At 47.3% G+C, this 18,669-nt stretch carries 18 protein-coding genes and 1 pseudogene; 5 read left to right on the forward strand and 14 right to left on the reverse strand.

All coding sequences use genetic code 11. The features are described from left to right. Nucleotides 1-308: 308 nt before the first annotated feature. A complete protein-coding gene (locus CLV36_RS05345; RefSeq protein ID WP_106341968.1) occupies nt 309-1,214 on the forward strand; it encodes a PhzF family phenazine biosynthesis protein in 906 nt (301 codons plus the stop codon). A 20-nt stretch (nt 1,215-1,234) separates the two neighbouring features. Here CLV36_RS05345 and CLV36_RS05350 read toward each other — a convergent pair whose 3' ends face one another. Continuing rightward, nucleotides 1,235-1,651, reverse strand: a complete 417-nt coding sequence (locus CLV36_RS05350) for a GNAT family N-acetyltransferase (protein ID WP_106341969.1) — start codon at nt 1,649-1,651, stop codon at nt 1,235-1,237. Between the two features lie 277 nt (nt 1,652-1,928). Between CLV36_RS05350 and CLV36_RS05355 the strand changes: the two genes are divergently transcribed. Both CLV36_RS05355 and CLV36_RS05360 read left to right on the forward strand, forming a co-directional pair. Continuing rightward, complete coding sequence (locus CLV36_RS05355) at nt 1,929-2,117, forward strand: glycine zipper domain-containing protein (RefSeq protein ID WP_106341970.1); 189 nt, start codon at nt 1,929-1,931, stop codon at nt 2,115-2,117. A gap of 213 nt (nt 2,118-2,330) precedes the next feature. Next, nucleotides 2,331-3,092: a MerR family transcriptional regulator gene (locus CLV36_RS05360; protein WP_106341971.1), complete on the forward strand. Its 762-nt coding sequence runs from the start codon at nt 2,331-2,333 to the stop codon at nt 3,090-3,092. 90 nt (nt 3,093-3,182) lie between these two features. Here CLV36_RS05360 and CLV36_RS05365 read toward each other — a convergent pair whose 3' ends face one another. Beyond that, nucleotides 3,183-3,746, reverse strand: a complete 564-nt coding sequence (locus CLV36_RS05365) for a GDYXXLXY domain-containing protein (RefSeq protein WP_106341972.1) — start codon at nt 3,744-3,746, stop codon at nt 3,183-3,185. Continuing rightward, nucleotides 3,743-4,846, reverse strand: a complete 1,104-nt coding sequence (locus CLV36_RS05370; protein ID WP_106341973.1) for a DUF2157 domain-containing protein — start codon at nt 4,844-4,846, stop codon at nt 3,743-3,745. The genes CLV36_RS05365 and CLV36_RS05370 overlap by 4 nt, the downstream gene beginning before the upstream one ends. Nucleotides 4,847-5,082: 236 nt before the next feature. Between CLV36_RS05370 and CLV36_RS05375 the strand changes: the two genes are divergently transcribed. After that, a complete protein-coding gene (locus CLV36_RS05375; protein WP_181352838.1) occupies nt 5,083-5,790 on the forward strand; it encodes an N-acetylmuramoyl-L-alanine amidase family protein in 708 nt (235 codons plus the stop codon). Between the two features lie 119 nt (nt 5,791-5,909). On the opposite strand, the gene CLV36_RS05380 is transcribed toward CLV36_RS05375, so the two are convergent. Continuing rightward, entirely contained in the window at nt 5,910-6,818 is a 909-nt protein-coding gene (locus tag CLV36_RS05380) for an amidoligase family protein (protein WP_106341975.1), read from the reverse strand. 289 nt (nt 6,819-7,107) lie between these two features. On the opposite strand from CLV36_RS05380, the gene CLV36_RS05385 reads away from it, so the two are divergent. Further along, nucleotides 7,108-8,580, forward strand: a complete 1,473-nt coding sequence (locus CLV36_RS05385) for a protein adenylyltransferase SelO (RefSeq protein ID WP_106341976.1) — start codon at nt 7,108-7,110, stop codon at nt 8,578-8,580. A gap of 205 nt (nt 8,581-8,785) precedes the next feature. Here CLV36_RS05385 and CLV36_RS05390 read toward each other — a convergent pair. The 10 genes and pseudogenes from CLV36_RS05390 to CLV36_RS05435 all read right to left on the reverse strand — a co-directional run. After that, nucleotides 8,786-8,875: pseudogene (locus CLV36_RS05390) on the reverse strand (LuxR C-terminal-related transcriptional regulator); the annotation flags it as partial. 44 nt (nt 8,876-8,919) lie between these two features. Next, the gene (locus CLV36_RS05395; RefSeq protein ID WP_106341977.1) at nt 8,920-9,402 is read right to left on the reverse strand and encodes a hypothetical protein; all 483 of its coding nucleotides are present in this window, start codon (nt 9,400-9,402) and stop codon (nt 8,920-8,922) included. Between the two features lie 167 nt (nt 9,403-9,569). After that, entirely contained in the window at nt 9,570-11,096 is a 1,527-nt protein-coding gene (locus CLV36_RS05400) for a tripartite tricarboxylate transporter permease (protein WP_106341978.1), read from the reverse strand. Nucleotides 11,097-11,111: 15 nt separating this feature from the next. Then, entirely contained in the window at nt 11,112-11,561 is a 450-nt protein-coding gene (locus CLV36_RS05405; RefSeq protein ID WP_102991971.1) for a tripartite tricarboxylate transporter TctB family protein, read from the reverse strand. A 54-nt stretch (nt 11,562-11,615) separates the two neighbouring features. Continuing rightward, nucleotides 11,616-12,635, reverse strand: a complete 1,020-nt coding sequence (locus CLV36_RS05410; RefSeq protein WP_106341979.1) for a Bug family tripartite tricarboxylate transporter substrate binding protein — start codon at nt 12,633-12,635, stop codon at nt 11,616-11,618. Between the two features lie 154 nt (nt 12,636-12,789). Beyond that, on the reverse strand, nt 12,790-13,497 hold the full coding sequence (locus tag CLV36_RS05415) for a response regulator (protein ID WP_022735954.1): 708 nt from the start codon (nt 13,495-13,497) through the stop codon (nt 12,790-12,792). Then, complete coding sequence (locus tag CLV36_RS05420; protein ID WP_022735953.1) at nt 13,494-15,110, reverse strand: ATP-binding protein; 1,617 nt, start codon at nt 15,108-15,110, stop codon at nt 13,494-13,496. The genes CLV36_RS05415 and CLV36_RS05420 overlap by 4 nt, the downstream gene beginning before the upstream one ends. Nucleotides 15,111-15,228: 118 nt before the next feature. Next, complete coding sequence (locus CLV36_RS05425) at nt 15,229-16,713, reverse strand: recombinase family protein (protein WP_106341980.1); 1,485 nt, start codon at nt 16,711-16,713, stop codon at nt 15,229-15,231. Nucleotides 16,714-16,850: 137 nt separating this feature from the next. After that, entirely contained in the window at nt 16,851-17,039 is a 189-nt protein-coding gene (locus CLV36_RS05430; protein ID WP_123827420.1) for a hypothetical protein, read from the reverse strand. A gap of 195 nt (nt 17,040-17,234) precedes the next feature. Next, nucleotides 17,235-18,539 (reverse strand): amidohydrolase, encoded by a 1,305-nt coding sequence (locus CLV36_RS05435; protein WP_106341981.1) that lies wholly within the window; start codon nt 18,537-18,539, stop codon nt 17,235-17,237. Nucleotides 18,540-18,669: the final 130 nt, after the last annotated feature.

Genomic DNA, 18,669 nt, shown 5'->3' on the forward strand with positions numbered 1-18,669 from the left:
CTACCACACACCGTGGTAGCCTCTTTTGCATGTTTTGTTGCAACAATAAATCGCTTATCTATTTTTTATTTGCTTGCGTCAGTTCATAACAAATCGCATGATTTTAATAGAGGTGTTTTGAAAAACCTACCGCATTGCTCCCCAAGTGCTGGGGAAACAAATGCCAACCTTCAGTGTATGCTCATGTGAGAAACACCTCGTTTTATGCCATCCAGCTACAAGGTGGCGCATCATAATGAAGCCCGAACCAAGAACAATCTGTCTCGGCCTTGTTTTTCTCAAATAAATCCAGAAAGGGGGCAACGCAGATGGCAACTGTGGTGCAAACCAATGTATTCGGCATGACTACGGATGGTGGTAATCCTTGTCCCTTGGTATTGGGTGGGGAGTCCTTGACAAGTGAGCAAATGCAGCAGATCGCCGCTCGTTTTGGTGTTGAAACAGCCTTTATCTTGTCTCCTGACCGTCCCGCTTCGCTTTTCAAACTGAGATACTTTGTTCCTAACCATGAGATGTCGATGTGCGTTCATGCCACTGTAGGAGCTGTCAGCTATTGGTGCATGTCGCAACAGATGAACCAAATACAAGGAACGATAGAAACTTCGCTGGGCGAGGTGAAAGTGCGGGCGCAAGAAAAGTACGGCCGTTTGCAGGTCACCGTGAACCAATTCCCCCCTGTGTTCAGCGAGAAAAATCCTGGGATCGCAGAAGTGGCGCAAGCCTTAAAGATCAGCGAGGAAGCATTCGATCTGAGTGTGGGGCCGATCCAATCAGTCTCCACCGCCCGCCCCAAGCTAATGATTCCCCTTCGCAACGGCAACACACTGCAACGATTGGAACCTGATTTCGCATTACTCTGGGAACTGTGTGACCGATTTGGGACAACCGGCTTTTATCCATTCACATTGCGTCCCCAATCCACCCCATGTGATGTTGAAGCCCGACAATTTCCCAACCAAGTCGGATACAACGAAGATCCGGCGACAGGAGTGGCTGCTTGTGCACTCGGTGCATACCTTGCTTTTTATTCCCCTTCCCGCCATCAGCAGAATGGTCGGTATGCGTACACTGTCGGACAGGGATTTGCCATGGGAAGGCCCAGTTTGCTCGAAACGGCAGGCATTGTGAGTAGGAACCGCATTACCCAAACATACGTGGGTGGAACGGCAACCATTTCGCAAATGAAAGAAGTGGCCTTGCAATCGCTCCTTTGACAAGCGGCAAACGTCGTTCTTCAGCTGTTAACAGGCCTTTTGTCCAATATCTCCCGCCGTTGGAACCCAAACTGCTCATACAAGCCGTGCGCATCGCGCGTAGCCAGTATCATATACGTGTGACGCACGGCGGGGTGCTCCCCCAACACTTGCATCATCCATTTTGCCAGCCCCTGGCCCCTGTGGCGCGGATCGATAATCACATCACAAATCCATGAAAAGGTCGCGTAATCTGTCACCACTCGCATAAATCCGACTTGCCCTTCCTCTCCGTAAAGGCCGAAACATAATGAGTGTTCAATGCTCTTTATCACCGTTTCCCGCGAACGTTTTGCAGCCCAATAACTTGTCTGCAACAACTGATGAATGGTATCCAACTCCAATAACTCTTTGCTATCACTGATACGATACGGTAAACTTGCGTGCTTCCATTCCATCTTTTGTTCCTCCAAGATGCATTTTTTTCAGTATAATCGAACAGGATGTATAGAAGAATAGTTTATATTTTACCTATTTTCACAGACACAAAAATGTTAGAAATAAAGAAAATTGGATACAAAACGAGGAACTATCCTCATACATACGATAACTGGCATATTACGTGATTACATCCATCATAAAAAGGGTATATGGGAAGTGTCAGGAGACAGGGACAACGAGCTCCTCCTCCCAACTCCTTCTCATCATGAGTCAACACATAAGGAGACGAACATTATGAATAATCGTCAATCATTTTATGCCTTAGGCGTGGGCACCGGCGTCTCTGTGGGCGTAGCCATCGGCTTAGCCCTTGACAATTTGGCACTCGGCATTGGCATCGGCCTTTCCATTGGATGCTTGTCCGGCTCGTTCCTAGAGAGAAACTCTTCTAAATCGACTGAAAAGAATCAAATAAACCCATAATAAGCAATTGTTTATCAAAAATAAAAAACGGTGCAAAAGGAAAAGAAGGGGAGAAGCTCTTCTTTTTTTTTTGGCTGAACCGCCGCCTGCGCCATGCGTAAACCCGGCACACCTCACGTATTTTTTCACCAACAAGGGCACACTTCTCAAAAAAAATGATTGACATTGACGTATACGTAAAGGTGTACAGTGAAGGTGTCAGGAGGTGAGCACATGGAATACACGGTGCAGAAGCTAAGTCAGTTGGCGGGGGTAAGCACACGAACATTGCGGTACTATGATGAGATCGGGATTCTGAAGCCGGCCAGAATCAACTCCTCGGGATATCGCATCTATGGGTCGGCGGAAGTCGACCGCTTGCAACAGATTTTGTTTTACAAAGAATTGGGTGTCAACTTAGACACGATTAAAAAAATCGTTACTTCCCCCGATTACGATGGAACAACAGCGCTTCGAGAACACCATGAGCGGCTCCTCGACAAACGCAAGCAGCTAGACGTGCTGATTACTAATGTGGAAAAAACCATCGCTGCGGCGGAAGGGAGAACCATCATGAGCGACAAAGAAAAATTTGAAGGTTTCAAGCAAAAGTTAATTGAGGAGAATGAAGCAAAATACGGGGAAGAAATCCGTTCCAAATATGGTGACGATGTCGTAAACCGGTCGAATGAAATATTAAAAAACATGACCCCCGAAGCATTTGAGAGGGCGAATCGGTTGGCGGATGAGATCTTGGACACGCTGGCCGAAGCTTTCGCCAATGGCGACCCGGCAAGTGACCTCGCACAAAAAACAGCAGAATTGCACAAGCAATGGTTGCTGCATTATTGGGCTGAATACACCCCGGAAGCCCATGCAGGCCTGGCTCAGATGTATGTGGAAGATGAACGGTTCAAAGCATACTATGAAAAACAGCCAGGCATGGCCGAATTTTTGCGAGACGCCATTCACATCTACACCGGCGCCGCGAAATAAACAAACCGTGCAGATGCAAGAAACCGGCAGGCTTAGCCCGCCGGTTTCTTTTGTGTGCATGCGATATGTTGGCGTACCTCGGCGCCGTATTCATTGAGCTGGCTTAAGCTCAAGCATGACGCCATATCCTCCCTTCACCTTCACATCAGCCCAGACCTTGCCTTGCCGGGCCAGCTTTTCCCACTCCAGACCGCTGTCTTCCTCAACATAATAGCGATCCAATTGGTAATCGATAGCGTACTTGGTTCGCCGTTGGCCGTTTTCCCATTGCCAAATCGGCATCAACTCGCCCTTGAGATACAGGGAAGTGCGAGGTCGTTGCTCAGACACATGGGCGACAACCGCTGTCCGCCCGTTCTTCCGCAGGGAAACATACACAGGATAACGGTCGACTCCTGGATTCTTCTCCATTTTCTGCACCAGCGCTTTGTCAACCACGGAGCCGTCCACCTCTTCAATCGCAAATCGGAGTTGTACATAATCACCGTAAAATAGATCCCTGGGGTCAACCGGAACGGTCTGCAATGTGATACGTTCCCCCGCGTACAATGCCAGCAACGGCTGAACCGTCATTGATAACAAAATCCCCACCGGAACAAGGAGCGCAATCCAAAACCAACGAGTTGGATAAATGCGGCCTGCGTTCTTCTTCATGCTCGCTCCCCCTTTTTCTTCCGGCTTCTTTCAATCCAAAATCCACAACCGATCAGCAATCCGCCCGCCAGCAAGAAATAGAGCGATTTGGGCAAGAAGTCATAGGACAGATCAAGATAAAAACGGAAAATGAGTACACAAGTAATGATGACAGCCGGAAGGCTTCCTTTTTTTATGGAATACAAAATCAGAGCCAGATAAGCAGCGGCCACAAGCACGCCCAACCCCGCAAAACCGAAGGTCCGCTCCCATACTTGCCAATATTCCGGAAAGGTGAGAAAAACGGCAGCCAAGCCATGAACCATCCCTCCCTGCCACTTTAGTACAGCCGCATACCTCTGGCTAGGGAGCAAAGCCATCGTGACACCAAGCACTAACAAAACCGCTGACATGACGCCTCCAGACAGATTGAAATAACCCATCGTCGCCCAAATCAAATAAATCGCCAACCCATTGGCAAAGAATAACACGAGCTTCGATTTTCCCAACACCCGTTCATTCAGCCAATAGCTCAACGGAACCATCGCCAATGTCAAAAACGGATAATCAACCCCCTCATCCCAAGCTGCTGACGTATAAACACCCATTAAAGTAATAGCAAACAGAGCCACCCATTTGTCTTTCAAGTAAAAGATCAGCGGGATCGCCCCGATGGCCCACGCCAGAAAAGCCTGAGAATAATGTGATGAGAAATGAAACATTTGTCCAATCAAAAAGATGCCCGCTCCAAAAATCGCCAAACCAATATAATACAAACTTTTTGCCGTTTTGGGATAGGGCCGCTCCAGGCGCCAACCCGCTACATAAGCCCCTACCAAGCCACACAAGATGAGCAGGAACTTCACGATTCTGGGAAGCTCACTCCAGTTGCCGGCAATGAAACTTAACACCCCGACCCCCACCAGCAATGCGCCGATAACCAAAAGAACTCGGATGAAATTGAGCCCGCCCCGCACTTCATAATCCGACAGGATCGCGCGCACCTGCTCCGCCTGGATCCGTCCTTCTCGTTCATGCCATAACAACTCTTGTTTCAGCCATGCAAACCGGGAAGGAGAAATCATCCTGTGTCCTTTTTGATTCACATCATTCTTTTCCATTCATCAAACTACTCCTTTCTCCGTAATAATCCCATGCATACGCCAATTTCCCTTCACCCTCAATCTCAAACCTCTTCCGTCGGGAAAACTTATTGGCCGCCGCTCTTTTTTAAAAAACAATAGGAAATCGTCATTGATTTATCTAATATATACTTATTAGCCACACTATATCACCCATTGGATGTTGCCGTCATCTCGGGACTTTTCAGCTTAACCCATTTTTTAGAAAGGGGAGGGTGACCCTGAGCAAATATATCATCATTGATCCCGGCCATGGAGGGAAAGACACTGGTGCAGTAGGATTCGGACTGCAAGAAAAAGAGGTTGTGCTTAACATTGCCAAGCGAATGAATGACCACTTTGGCCAATATGATGATGCAGTGGTTTCTCTGACAAGATGGGACGACCGCTTTCTTGAGCTGAATGAGCGAGCCGCCTTCGCAAATAAACGAAATTGTGACTTGTTCATATCCATCCATAACAACTCCGCCAGTGGTTCAGCAAGCGGATTTGAATCATTTATCCACCCCAATGCGGCTTCAGTGACGGCGCGTTATCAAGGAATGGTGCATGATCGCGTGATGGAATATTTGACGCAACACAATATTAACGATCGGGGTAAAAAACGCGCCAACTTTGCAGTACTCCGAGAAACCAACATGCCGGCGATCTTGCTTGAAAATTTGTTCATCTCCAACAAAAAAGAAAACCAGTTGTTGCGTGACGCGCAATTTTTGGACGGGTTGGCTCAATCCATTGTCGAAGGAATCGCAAAAGCGCTGGGATTGAGCAAAAAAGATACAACTCCGAAGCCGATGTATCGCGTCACCGTAAACGGCGCCTTTGTTGTAGATACCGCTTACCCGGCTATCATCAAAGAGAAAGTCGAAAAAGCGGTGCTTGACCAAGCCGATGAAATTATCATTAAAAAGCGAGATATCTGATTTTTATCATCGCCTTTTCCCTTTGATTCGTTATTTCAGGCCCTTGTCGCATTAAATCGACAAGGGCCTGATCTGATCGTTAAACGGTAAAGGTTTCCCGGGAAATATTGACGCCTTGATCACCCGTTCATTCGCCGTAGCCTCTCCCATCCTGTGGCAGGTGGGCAAACAACATACTTGCACATCTTGCCATCCGGCATTTCAACTGCAATCAACAACCCATCGGGAACTGGTAGAAGGTGATGGATCTCCCCATCCGGCACCTTCTCCGCAATGAGTGGTGACAGAATCGGGATGAACAACTCTTCCAGCCACACCCTTTCTTCAAACCAGCGTGGTACGGAAAGCGGCGGAGGATATCCCTCGACGGGGGCACCCAATTGCTGTGCCAAGCCGTCAGGATCACATGTGAGCTTATGCCCTGCCCCAACCGCAGCAACAAAGCGCAAGCAAAGTTCAATGGTGTTCACAATTTCTTTGAAACAAAGGGTCCCGTTAGCATAACGAATCTCCACAGTGCCGAAGTAAAACCAGGAAGCCAAATTAATGCCGCAACGTTGGGATTGTGGACGACCCGGGCGGAGAAGCGCCTCCTCGCACCTATTAGCAATAAAGCGCTCACATATCTCCTGTGTGACCGGAGGACAGAAAATCAAGCGGTGCGCGCTAGTACGCAACAAGGATCGCATAGCCTCCTGGCACGACAGCGCCGCGTCCAACATCGGCAACAAAATGCTCTCTCCCCACGGCTCCAATCCAACATGGACATGAAGGCCACAACTCCAATTGGCACATGCGCCTTGCTCTTTAAGCCTGGACAGCATCGTTTGGATCTGTTGCCTATCATCCCAGCGGATGGAAGGGGATTTGAGCTCGCTTCCTGAAGCCCTTCCCGTTTCGTCCAGTTGTTTCTCTTCCAATGACATCACCCAACCCGGCAAACAAGCCAAACGAGCTGGATCACCACCGACAAATTCTATTTCCACGCCAAACGCAAGCTCTTTCCAATCAACGATTTTCGGCCACACTATACCCACTCCTCTCTATTTGATCGGATCAAACAGAGAGAAGGTGGAGCCCGAGATTAACGGGGGATTTTTTTTCTGTGCATGATGCCTCTCCTTTTTACGAATTGGTCATTGACCATTCATCATCAAACTACTTCTCTTAAACCGCTTTTTTTCCTCCCCCATTCCCGTTTTCACGATCCCTATCAGATGAAAAAAGGTATAATCATTTGCCAACAGTAGACAATAAAAAGGGTTAATTGAACGATATAATAGGTGTGAAGACAAAAAGATAAGAAAAGGAGACACTATGACACCGAAAAACGGAATGATGGCAGCAGGATGGAACTTTGACAACAGTTACGCCCGCCTGCCACAATCTTTTTTCACCTTACACAAACCAACGCCTGTGCGCACTCCGAAACTGGTCATTCTCAACGAACAGTTGGCAACTTCCCTAGGATTGGACATCGAAGCGCTCCAAAGCGAAGATGGCGTAGCAATACTAGCCGGCAATCGGATACCCGAAGGTGCTTTGCCCCTCGCTCAGGCGTACGCAGGCCATCAATTCGGACATTTCACCATGTTGGGAGACGGGCGAGCACTGCTACTAGGCGAACAAATCACGCCCGCGGGTGAACGGGTCGACATTCAGCTCAAAGGGGCCGGCAAAACGCCCTACTCCCGAGGCGGGGATGGCCGGGCAGCACTCGGGCCGATGTTGCGCGAATATATCATCAGCGAAGCGATGCATGGGCTAGGCATCCCTACCACCCGAAGTTTGGCGGTAGTGACAACAGGGGAATCCGTGTTCCGCGAAACAGAACTTCCTGGCGCCATTCTGACCCGTGTAGCCAGTAGCCATCTTCGCGTCGGCACTTTTGAATTTGTGTCAAATTTTTGTACACCTGAGGAGCTTCGAAGCTTGGCCGATTATGCATTGCAACGCCATTTCCCAGAGATCGGCGATGTTGAAAACCGCTACCTGTCCCTGCTTCGGGAAGTGATCAAGCGCCAAGCCGCGCTGATTGCCAAGTGGCAATTGGTCGGCTTTGTTCATGGAGTGATGAACACGGACAACATGACCATCAGCGGAGAAACCATCGATTATGGGCCATGCGCTTTCATGGACACATACGACCCGGCAACGGTATTTAGTTCGATCGATCTTCAAGGTCGCTATGCTTACGGTAATCAACCGCACATGGCTGCATGGAATCTAGCACGATTTGCAGAAGCGCTGTTGCCCATATTGCACGATAATCCAGCAGAAGCGGTCGAACTGGCCCAAGAGGCCGTATCGGACTTCGCCAAGCAATATCACTATTACTGGCTTCATGGCATGCGTGCCAAGCTGGGGCTTTTTAATGAAGAAAAAGAAGACCTCTCCTTGATCAAAGGTCTCCTTAACCTCATGCAAAAACACCGTGCAGACTATACCAACACCTTCCGCGCATTAACTTTTGATGAGACAGAAGACACCGCCCTGTTTCGATCTCAGGAATTCGCCCAATGGCGCAAGCAGTGGCATAACAGGCTGACACGACAATCAGAACCTAAGTCCGCTTCTCACCAATTGATGCGAAACAACAACCCTGCGTTAATTCCTCGGAACCACCGAGTGGAAGAGGCACTTGAGGCCGCTGTAAATGGGGACAAGAGCGTGATGAAGAAGCTTCTTAAAGCTCTTTCAAACCCCTTCGCCCACTCACCTGAACAGGCTGATTATTGTACATTGCCTCCGAAATCATCCCAACCTTACCGAACTTACTGCGGTACATGATATCTAAATAACACAGGTGTGCTATTGACAGGCTCCTCCGGCTTAACTAGACATAGCCGGAGTTTTCCCTCTCTTTACCCTTGCGAAAGCGGCAGATATGAAATGGAATCAATACCAATAATATGATATGTATCGATACTCAACTGAAGCTAGCAACCAGGGGCAGACAAAAACACCCCCACTTCACCGCAGGGGTATCCATCGATTATATCTTTAGTTCGCCCAGGCGCACCAACTCGACGACCGCTTGGGAACGACCTTTGACATTAAGCTTCTGCATCACGTTGCTAATGTGTGCCATTTGCAAAAAAGGGGACGAGAGCTGAAATTAATTTTGTTTTAAAACATCTCAAACTCCCGCCAATTTAATGTGGGATGAAGCTCACCATCATGATCAAAAAAGTGTTTGACCGCTTTGATCATAAGGTTCCAGCAAACACATACATTTTCCGGCATAACGGTAAGCTGCGAAATTGTAATTTGGCATTCCTTTTCCTCTGTTTTTGTATCATCCACTAACTCAAAATGCATATCATATGGATACAACTCTTCAATCCCCATTTCTTCTTCCTCCTGAAAGAGTTGATCCGTTATTTCATACCAATAGTTTACGTAGTATATTTTCTTACCCTCTGAAAAGTTTCCACCATGAATAATGATTTCGCCTTTGGCCTTTCTACGAAGCAGGACCATGGATAAACGTTGCCCATCCATCTCGCTGAGACTGTTTTGAATCAAGTCCCAATTAGGATTTTCAATATACGGATCGCGATTGATTTTTAATAACCATTGATTCGTTTTTCTGCTTTTGCATTTCATCATCTTCTTTAGTAACACTCCAATATTTCGGAAAGATCATGTTTAAACAATTCTCTCTTTCATTTTACCTTTATCAGATCATGCACACGCAACCTCTAAAGCAACAAAAGCACTCCCTAGTCATACACACTAGGAAGTGCTTCTTTCTTTTCTCATATGAATCGTACCCATCAACCCTCTTCATTTATCACCACGTTTTTACCCCGTAGCTTCATGATAAATGGAATGATTAGCCAGAGGGCAGCGATGATAAGAAAAGTCAGGGAGAGCGGATGGGTGACAAACACGCTCCAATCCCCATTGGAAGCGGTTAGCGCACGGCGCAAATTGTTTTCAATCATCGGCCCAAGCACCAAACCCAGCACCAACGGAGCAAGCGGATAATCATGTTTCGCTAAAAAGTATCCGATCACCCCAAACCCTATCAATAAATAGAGATCAAACGTATTCACCTGTACCGCATACACACCAAAGAACGAAATCGCAATAATGATCGGAATCAAGTATTTCGCCGGAGTTTCAATAATCTTGGCAAACATCTTCACCAACGGCATGTTGAGAACCAGCAACATCACATTTCCGATAAACATACTGGCGATGAGTCCCCAAGCCACCTGCGGATGCTCATCAAATAATAGCGGGCCGGGTTGCACGTTGTACATAATCAAGGCTCCCATTAGAATCGCCGTTGTGCCCGAACCTGGTATTCCGAGGGTTAACAAGGGAATCATCGCTCCGCCTGAAGCGGCGTTGTTAGCCGACTCCGGCGCTGCCACTCCTTCAATCGCCCCTTTTCCAAATTTGTCGGGGTTTTTGCTCAGTTTTTTCTCTAAAATATAGGAGAAAAAGGAGGCCAACGTGGCACCAGCTCCTGGAAGCACACCAATGAAAAATCCCAACAGCGAGCCTCTTGCAATGGGGCCTGCGCTATCTTTCAAATCTGTTGCCGTGGGAGTCACTCGTCCGATCTTCACAATATGGCCATCATTGCTTTCTTTCTCCAAAATCGTTTTGAACACTTCACCCAAAGCAAACAGCCCCACGGCCACCGTCAAAAATTCCAATCCCTGATACAGGATCGGCATATCATAAGTAAACCGGGCCACTCCCGAAACATTGTCGATGCCGATGGTAGCGAGCAGGAGCCCGGCCACGGTCATGATCAGTCCCTTTGTCATCGACTTGCCAGCGAGTCCGCTTACCGCACACAACCCCAAAAGCATCAAAGAGAAATACTCAGCCGGGCCGAATCGGATGGCGACTTCAGATAGAGGGACAGCCAGAAAGACAAGTGCGATCAGCGAGACGATCCCCGCGACAAAAGAGCCAATCGCCGCAATGGACAATGCGGAGCCAGCACGTCCTTGCTTCGCCAGTTGGTACCCGTCAAGCGCAGTGACAACGGAAGAAGATTCCCCAGGCGTGTTTAACAAAATGGACGTGGTTGACCCACCATACATCGCTCCATAATAAACACCCGCCAACAGAATGATTGCACTGGCCGCCGCCTCTTCAGGGGTTGTTCCCGCGGTGAGCGTGGAGGTGATAGGGATCAACAACGCCACCCCGCTCATCGGCCCGATTCCGGGCAACACTCCCACTGCCGTTCCTATCAACACTCCGACCAAAGCATAGATCAGATTCTCCGGTTGCAAAGCGACTAAAAATCCGTTGTACAAAAATTCCCACGTATTCATCAAGTCACCACCCCTCTATAACAACGGGAAAGCTGGAAGGGTTCCCTGCAGGACATGTACATATGCATAATAAACCCCGCCTGAAAACAGAGCGGAAATCACGGTCGACTTCAGCCATTTGCCCCGCTCCATAGTTTGAAAACCAATAAGCAAAAACAAAAAGGTAGACAGTACATAACCGATCCATTCCAGAATTAACGCATAGCCAATCGCTACAATGAGCAAAGTGCCAAACCTCTTCCAATCTAGTTTTGCCTTTTTATCATTGTCTGGCGGATATTTGAACGTTTCGTAGAAAAGCCGGATACTTAATAAGACCATAATGATACCAAGACATGTCGGGAATAGATCGGGACCCACTCCACTCCCATACGCAGCGGTAGAAAACGCTCTGCTTTCTACAATAAAAAAGATACCAATCAACAAAAACACGACACTTGCATATCGATCAAACACACGACTCATCTTGAACCCCCCTTAATAAAGGAAGGGCGCGCCTCCTTCCTGTGCTTAAATCCGTTATTTGCTCATACCCAATGCTTTTAAGAGTTCAAGAACTTGTTGATCTTGCTCCTTGAGAAAAGCAGTAAATTGGTCTGAATTTTTGTACTCGCTCTGCCAGCCTTTCGCTTCCAACTCTTTTTGCCATGCTTCATGTTCAGACAACGCTTTTAACTTCCCATCCCAAAACTTCTTGGCTTCCGGTGTCATCTCTTTCGGGCCAAACACTCCGCGCCAAATGGTGAATTCAGCATGATTGATGCCTAGTTCTTTGAGGGTTGGAACATCTTGCAATTCCCCGCCCAGCCGCTCGGGAGCGGTGACAGCGAGCACCCGCACTTTGCCGGCCTTTTTATATTCACCCACTGCGGATGCATCCGTTGCGATCATGTCCACGTTGCCACCTAACAGTGCCGCAATGGCTTCTCCGCCGCCATCATAAGAGACATACTTAAGTTTTTTCGCATCGATCCCCGACTGGTATGCGGGCAAAATCGCGATCAGGTGATCCATCGAACCAGGAGCAGAACCCCCGGCCAAGGTATATTTCGTCGGATTGGCTTTTAGTTCGGCCAGCATGGAGGGCAGATCTTTCACTGGCGAATCAGCTTTAACCACATAGACGCCATAATCTTTGGTCAACTGGGCGAGCGGTGTCACATCTGTATAGCCAAATGGACTGTTCCCTTCTTTTTTAAGATGGTTGATTAACAAAGGCGGAGAATTGACAAACAGTTTGTAGTCATTCTTTGCCTCTTGGGTGGCATACTCCGCCAAGAAAACCGCGCCTCCACCACCCGGTTTATTTTCTACGATCACGGATTGATTCACCAATTTACTTTCTTGCAACACCTTGCTGATGGAGCGTGCCGTCTGATCCCAACCGCCTCCTGCTCCTGATGGAGCGACCATCGTAACAGCTCTGCTTGGATAGTCGCCAGAACCAGACCCACTTCCCGCGAAGTTAGGCTTTTGTGAACAGGCGGCAAGGCCAAGGGCCAACACTCCCGCAAATAAGGCGGTGGAGATTTTTTTCATCGAAACCCCTCCCCGTGTGAACGCTTTCATTGTTGTGCAAAATGGATTGCGTGATATTTCTACTGTACACGGAGCAGGATCAAAAGCCTAGTTAAGGCAAATAAAGAGAATAAAAAAGATAAGGAACATTTTGTTCATATTGTTCACTGATTGTTCAAATTTGTTCAGCATAATACTTCCGTTCCGGCCTGCCAATCGCTCCATAAGTGTGATCAGCGCGAATACGTTTGATTGACACTAAATACTCCAGGTATCGCCGCGCAGTGGTGCGACTGGCGCCCAAATGCTTGCCAACCTGTTCCGCCGTCAAGCCCTGCTCCGAATGTGCTTGCACGACTTGCACCACCTTCTCCAAGGTTACTGGATCGATCCCCTTGGGAAGCGCTTTGGACAAGCTTCTTTCCGGTATGGGTTCCTGCACATGGCCCAATAGTTGATCCACTTGTTTTTGATCCAATCTTTGATGGGAGGATAAGGTTTGCAAATGCAACCGGTATTTCTCCATACTCTGCTTAAAGCGGTCGAAGAGCACAGGCTTTACCAAATAATCAAATACACCACCACGCAATGCGTCTTGAATAACCTCTATCTCCTCTGCTGCGGTAATCATGATGATATCGATATCTTTGCAGTGCTGCCGAATATACCAGACGAGCTCGATTCCTTTCATATCAGGGAGATAAACGTCCAGCAAAACCAACTGGGGCCGCATCTCCTCCAGCCACACTTTGGCTTCTTGCCCATTCGCCGCAATCCCCACCACTTGAAAGCCTTCGATTTTCTCCATAAAACGCCGGTTCACGTTAGCCACTCGCGCATCATCTTCTACGATTAAAACTTCAATGGGTTTCAACTTGCTCATATCCTTTCCCTTTCCTGTTTGGGAAGAGCGACCGCAAAGACGGCTCCACCCCAGTCTCCTTGTTCGATCGTAATAGCTCCACCCAGCTCGTCCGCCAATTGTTTCACTTTGGCTAACCCAAAACCCCGCCGCATCCCATCAGCAGAAGGCTTGGTCGAAAATCCCCGGTCAAAAATGCGGGCAAGATGTTCCTCGCGAATACCCGCTCCCGAATCTTCTACTTCTATCCAGATCGAATCTCCAATATCCGTGATGAAAAGCTTCACTTTGCGTTCTCCCTCTGCCAAACTCTGCACCGCTTCAAACGCATTGGTGATCAGGTTTCCCAAGATGGAAACAAGAGACGAAGGGCTGATGGATGGAGGAATTCTGCCCATACTGCTTTCGCGTTCAATGATGAGATCGATCTTTAGCTCGCGTGCCCGGTTGTAGAAACCGATCAGAATCGCACCCAACCAAGGATCCGCTATCTTCTCCAGCACCCATAACACATGATCTTGGTGAACTTCGCTCTCATGATGAATAAGCTCAATCGCTTCTTGATAAGACTTGAGTTGAATCAACCCGGAAATGGTGTAGAGGGTGTTTTGGTATTCATGGGTTTGTGCTCTTAACGCTTCGACATACCGCTTCACTTGTGATAGATTCTCGTTTAACTCATCCAGCTCCGATTTCAAGCGAAAACTGGCCACAACTCCTACCACCTGTCCATTGTTGCGAATGGGCAAGCGGTTCACTACGATTTCCCTACCATTGATGACCATTTCCCGATCTAGTTCTGCTTCTCCCGTATGTAATACTTCCAAAAGTCTGGTATTGGGAAGGATCGTCTGGATAGGAGAACCTATGGCCGGTTTGGAATCGACAAAACCCAACATGCCGACCGCCGCCTGATTGAATAGAGTTAAATTTCCGTCTCCATCGATCATGATAATCCCTTCTCTGACTGATTCAATCACTGTATCCCGTTGTTGAAACAACTCAGAAATCTTTTCGGGTTCCAAGCCAAATATCGATCTTTTCAACCGCTTTGCCAGGTACGCAGCGCCAATCACAGCAATCGCAAATACCAGAATGATCACCGTGGCAATCCTCGCGAAATAAGTGTGAGACATCTTATCAATATCGCTCAACAAAATTCCCACCGACACGATTCCAATCACTCTGCCACGGTCATCCCGGATCGGGGCTTTTCCCCTCAAGGATGGCCCCAAACTCCCGATGGCCTTCGATACATATGACTCCCCTCGCGATAAAGCCCGCTCATTATCCCCGCCGATCATGTATTGGCCGATCCGCTCCTGAACCGGATGAGAGTAGCGAATTCCTTTTTTATTGCCCACAACGATAAACTCTGCTTCGGTTTGTTTGCGAATCTTTTCAACCAATGGCTGAATGCTCTGCGATGGTACTTCATCGTCAAAAGCACGTCTAACTTCAGGCATTTCCGCCACCGTCAGCGCAATCCCAAGCGCCCGTTTGCCCACTTGTTCTTGGATATAATCGACCATTAAAACATAATAAGTGCCACCAAGCAAACTAATAACCAAAATCAGCAACAAACTGATCCACCAAACCATGCGTGCTTCCAAAGACCACTTCCGTTTGCCCATCGTCGCCTCCACTTATACAATCAAAACTTCTGCATTTTAGGTCCAAAGCTATGGGTTTTATATCAACATCTATTTTTCCATATCTATCTCACTAGAAAAATAGTCCAGTACCTAAGTACTACTTTCCACTAGGCTCTGCAAACGCGTACACCACATCGATTTTGCCATGAGGATGAATGATGACTTCATGTAACAGCGTTGTAAACAGCTGATGCAAATCCCTGTGTTCACTGTCTATCGCTTCCAACGCTTGGTGCACATTGCAAATCTGTTTATGAGGGTACTCCTTTTGACTAAGTTCGGAAATCTCGGCCTCAAGCTGATAAATGTGTTCATCCAGTTCCATTCTTTTCTCTTCAAATTCTTCTTTGGAGATCAGCTTCTCCAACAATACGTTCAGAAGATTTTTCTTTTTCATCGCCAATTGCTTCAATTGTTTCTGCAACTGTTTGATCTGGCGTTGCTTTCTCTGCTCCATGTCGTTGACGAAATTAAATGTGATCGATTCCCCTTTTTCTTTCAGCCGCTCAATCAGAAACTGTCGCACCTCTTCATAAAATATGGGGTAATGATTGACACAACCATGTTCCTCGCCACTGCGCCGGTAGGCGGAACACTTCAAATAATTATATTGTTTCTTCGAACCGTCGGCCAGTTTTCGTTTGGATTGAACAATCACCATGTTGCACCCGCACTCACTGCATTTGCAGAACCCGCGCAAATCATTCCAAGGGGTGATGGCGTGTTTTTGATCCTTGATGTGATCCGAATTGGCTTTTTCCCACATGGTTCTTGAAACGATTGGCACATGATGGTCTTTAAACACGATCCACTTTTGCCTAGGATTGCGGATTTGCTTTTTCTTGCCCTCCGCCTTTACCTTGCTATACTGATTCAGAATAAAGTCCCCACAATAGATGGGATTTTGAATCAGCCGTTGCACTGAGGTCACTTGCCATTTGTTTTTTTCTTTGGCAGGAATGTTGAGCCGGTTTAATTCATGCGTAATTCTTCGGAATCCCCATCCATCATTTACGTACCAACTATAAATCTGGCGCACCACGTTGGCTTCTTCCTCGTTGATCTGGAGAAACCCGTCTACACGGTCATAACCATATGGGATTTTACCGATATGCTCGCCACGTCTCACCTTGGCGGCTAACGCGGCGGAAACGCTGGACGACAGCGTGCGGCTGTACTGCGCGGAAAATAAAGACCAAAGCTCAAACGCCATGTCATTTTTGCCTGCTTGCAAGGAATCATATCCCTCTTCGACGGAGATAATCCGGACATTATGAGCGATAAACACTTCCCTGATTTCCAACGAATCCTTTAAATCACGAGCCAAACGGCTGATGGATTTAAAGATGACCATATCGATTTCCTTTCGTTTGGCCTTTTCCAAGATATGCTGAATGGCGTGCCGTTCAAGAAACACCGTACCACTGATTCCATGGTCTTTATATACGCACTGTTCGTCCCACACAAACCCGTTTCGTTCCAGCCAGTTGCGGCATATGTCGATTTGGTTTTCAACAGAAGAGATCTGTTCATCTTTTTCTGTGGAAACCCGGACATACACTGCATATGTATTTCGGTTCATAATCTCCTCCCATCTTATACACACTTCTTGCAATGTATGAAAGCGCTCATGCCAGCAAAACGTTCAGGCGCTGATCCAGACCTGTTCTGATCTCCATCGACCAACGGCATCCTCCACCACCAAGTTTAAACTCATGCCTATTGCGTGATCTTCAAACCTCTTTTGCCGCTATATTTCACGGAGCTTTTGTGTAAACGGCTCAATCGCTCCCCCAGACCGTCCTTCATTTCGTTAACAAAATAAGGAGCGAACGCTTCGTGAAATGCTACCTCCGGATTCTTATTGCCAAACGTCTCTTTTCCCAGCACCAGAGTTACTTTCTTCACGATCATCACCTCTCTCTTCACTTTATGCATAAACAACGGTTGTACGAGCCTGGAACTTCAACTTTAATCCTAATTTGTCTTGTTCTCGAAAGTGTGTGATCATGAAAATGCAACGTACTACCGTTAACGGCCCTTTCCACGGAGAGAGCGAAAAACGGTGTGAAAGCAAAAAAACGGGGACCCTTTGGCCCCCAATTAAACCCCTTCCACAATCCGCTTTGCTCGTCTTTGCGCCTCGTATATTAATTTCTCTTCATCAATCGTCAGTAATTGGCGATGCTTCATCAAGATTTTCCCATTTACAATCGTTGTATCCACGTCTTGGCCAAATGCGGAATACACAAGCAGAGAAACCATATCATGATGCGGTACCAAATGAGGCTGATTGACGTTAACCAAAATGATATCCGCCTTTTTCCCCTTCTCGATTCTCCCTACTTGGTTATCAATCCCCAAGATTTTAGCACCATTTACTGTCGCCATTTGCAAAATCGCATGCGCATCAATGATCGCCGGATCAAAGTGTTCCAACTTCTGCAAACCAGATGCCATCTTCATTTCCTTAAACAAATCGAGTGAAGTAGCACTGCCCGCCCCATCTGTTCCCAAGCTGACCAAAATTCCTTTTTCGATGAATTTGGAAACAGGAGCAATGCCGCAACCTAACTTCATATTGCTGTAAGGATTGTGCGCAATCCCGCCCTTCATATTTTTCAGCAATGCAATATCCTGCTCATCTAAATGAACAGCATGCGCTAACAAAACATGATGCTCTCCATCAAACAAACCCAGATCAGCCAAATACTCGGTGGGGCTTTTTCCATATTTCTTGTTGATTTTCTCCACTTCTTCATGCGTCTCGGCCAAATGAATATGAATGGGTACGCCTAATTCTTTGGCGATTTCCATGATCTCTTTCAAGTTCTCCGGGGGACAGGTATATGGTGCATGAGGCCCCATCATGGTTGTGATGCGACCATCCCCTTTCCCCGACCATGACTCAACTAAATCTATGCTCTCCTTTAAGCGCTGTCCCCCATCATCACCCAAAAACACGAGCCCCCGTGTCAGCGATGCACGGATTCCCGAATCGTAAACAGCTTGTGCGATTTGATCCATATGGATGTACATGTCCGCATACGCCGTAGTTCCTGATTTGATCATCTCTGTGATTCCCAACAGGGCTCCCCAATAGATATCTTCTTGCGTCATGTTCTCTTCCGCAGGGAGCATTTTTTTATCAAGCCATTCCATCAAGCGCAAATCATCGCTGAATGACCGCAACAAGCTCATTGGAGAATGGTTGTGGGTATTGATCAATCCTGGCAAAGCCACCAATTGGGACGCCTGAATGATCTCATCAAAACCAGATATATCCTCTGGAAAATCGCTAGTAATGTCGGAGATCATCTCATTCTCGATTATGATGTGAGCTCGATATGTAATGAATTTCTCTTCCTTAAAATCTAAAATCAACGGATTTTTAATTAGAATCTTCATAACCATTCCCCTTTTGTTTTTAGAATTATTATTTATATAATTGCATTGCATTTTACATCGTAAAGTACATCCCATCTATTGTCTGATAAGCTTCTCTTGAGACCGATTCAACGGTGAGAGGAGCAGTATT

The organism is Laceyella sediminis (assembly GCF_003003125.1).
Lineage (GTDB): Bacteria > Bacillota > Bacilli > Thermoactinomycetales > Thermoactinomycetaceae > Laceyella > Laceyella tengchongensis.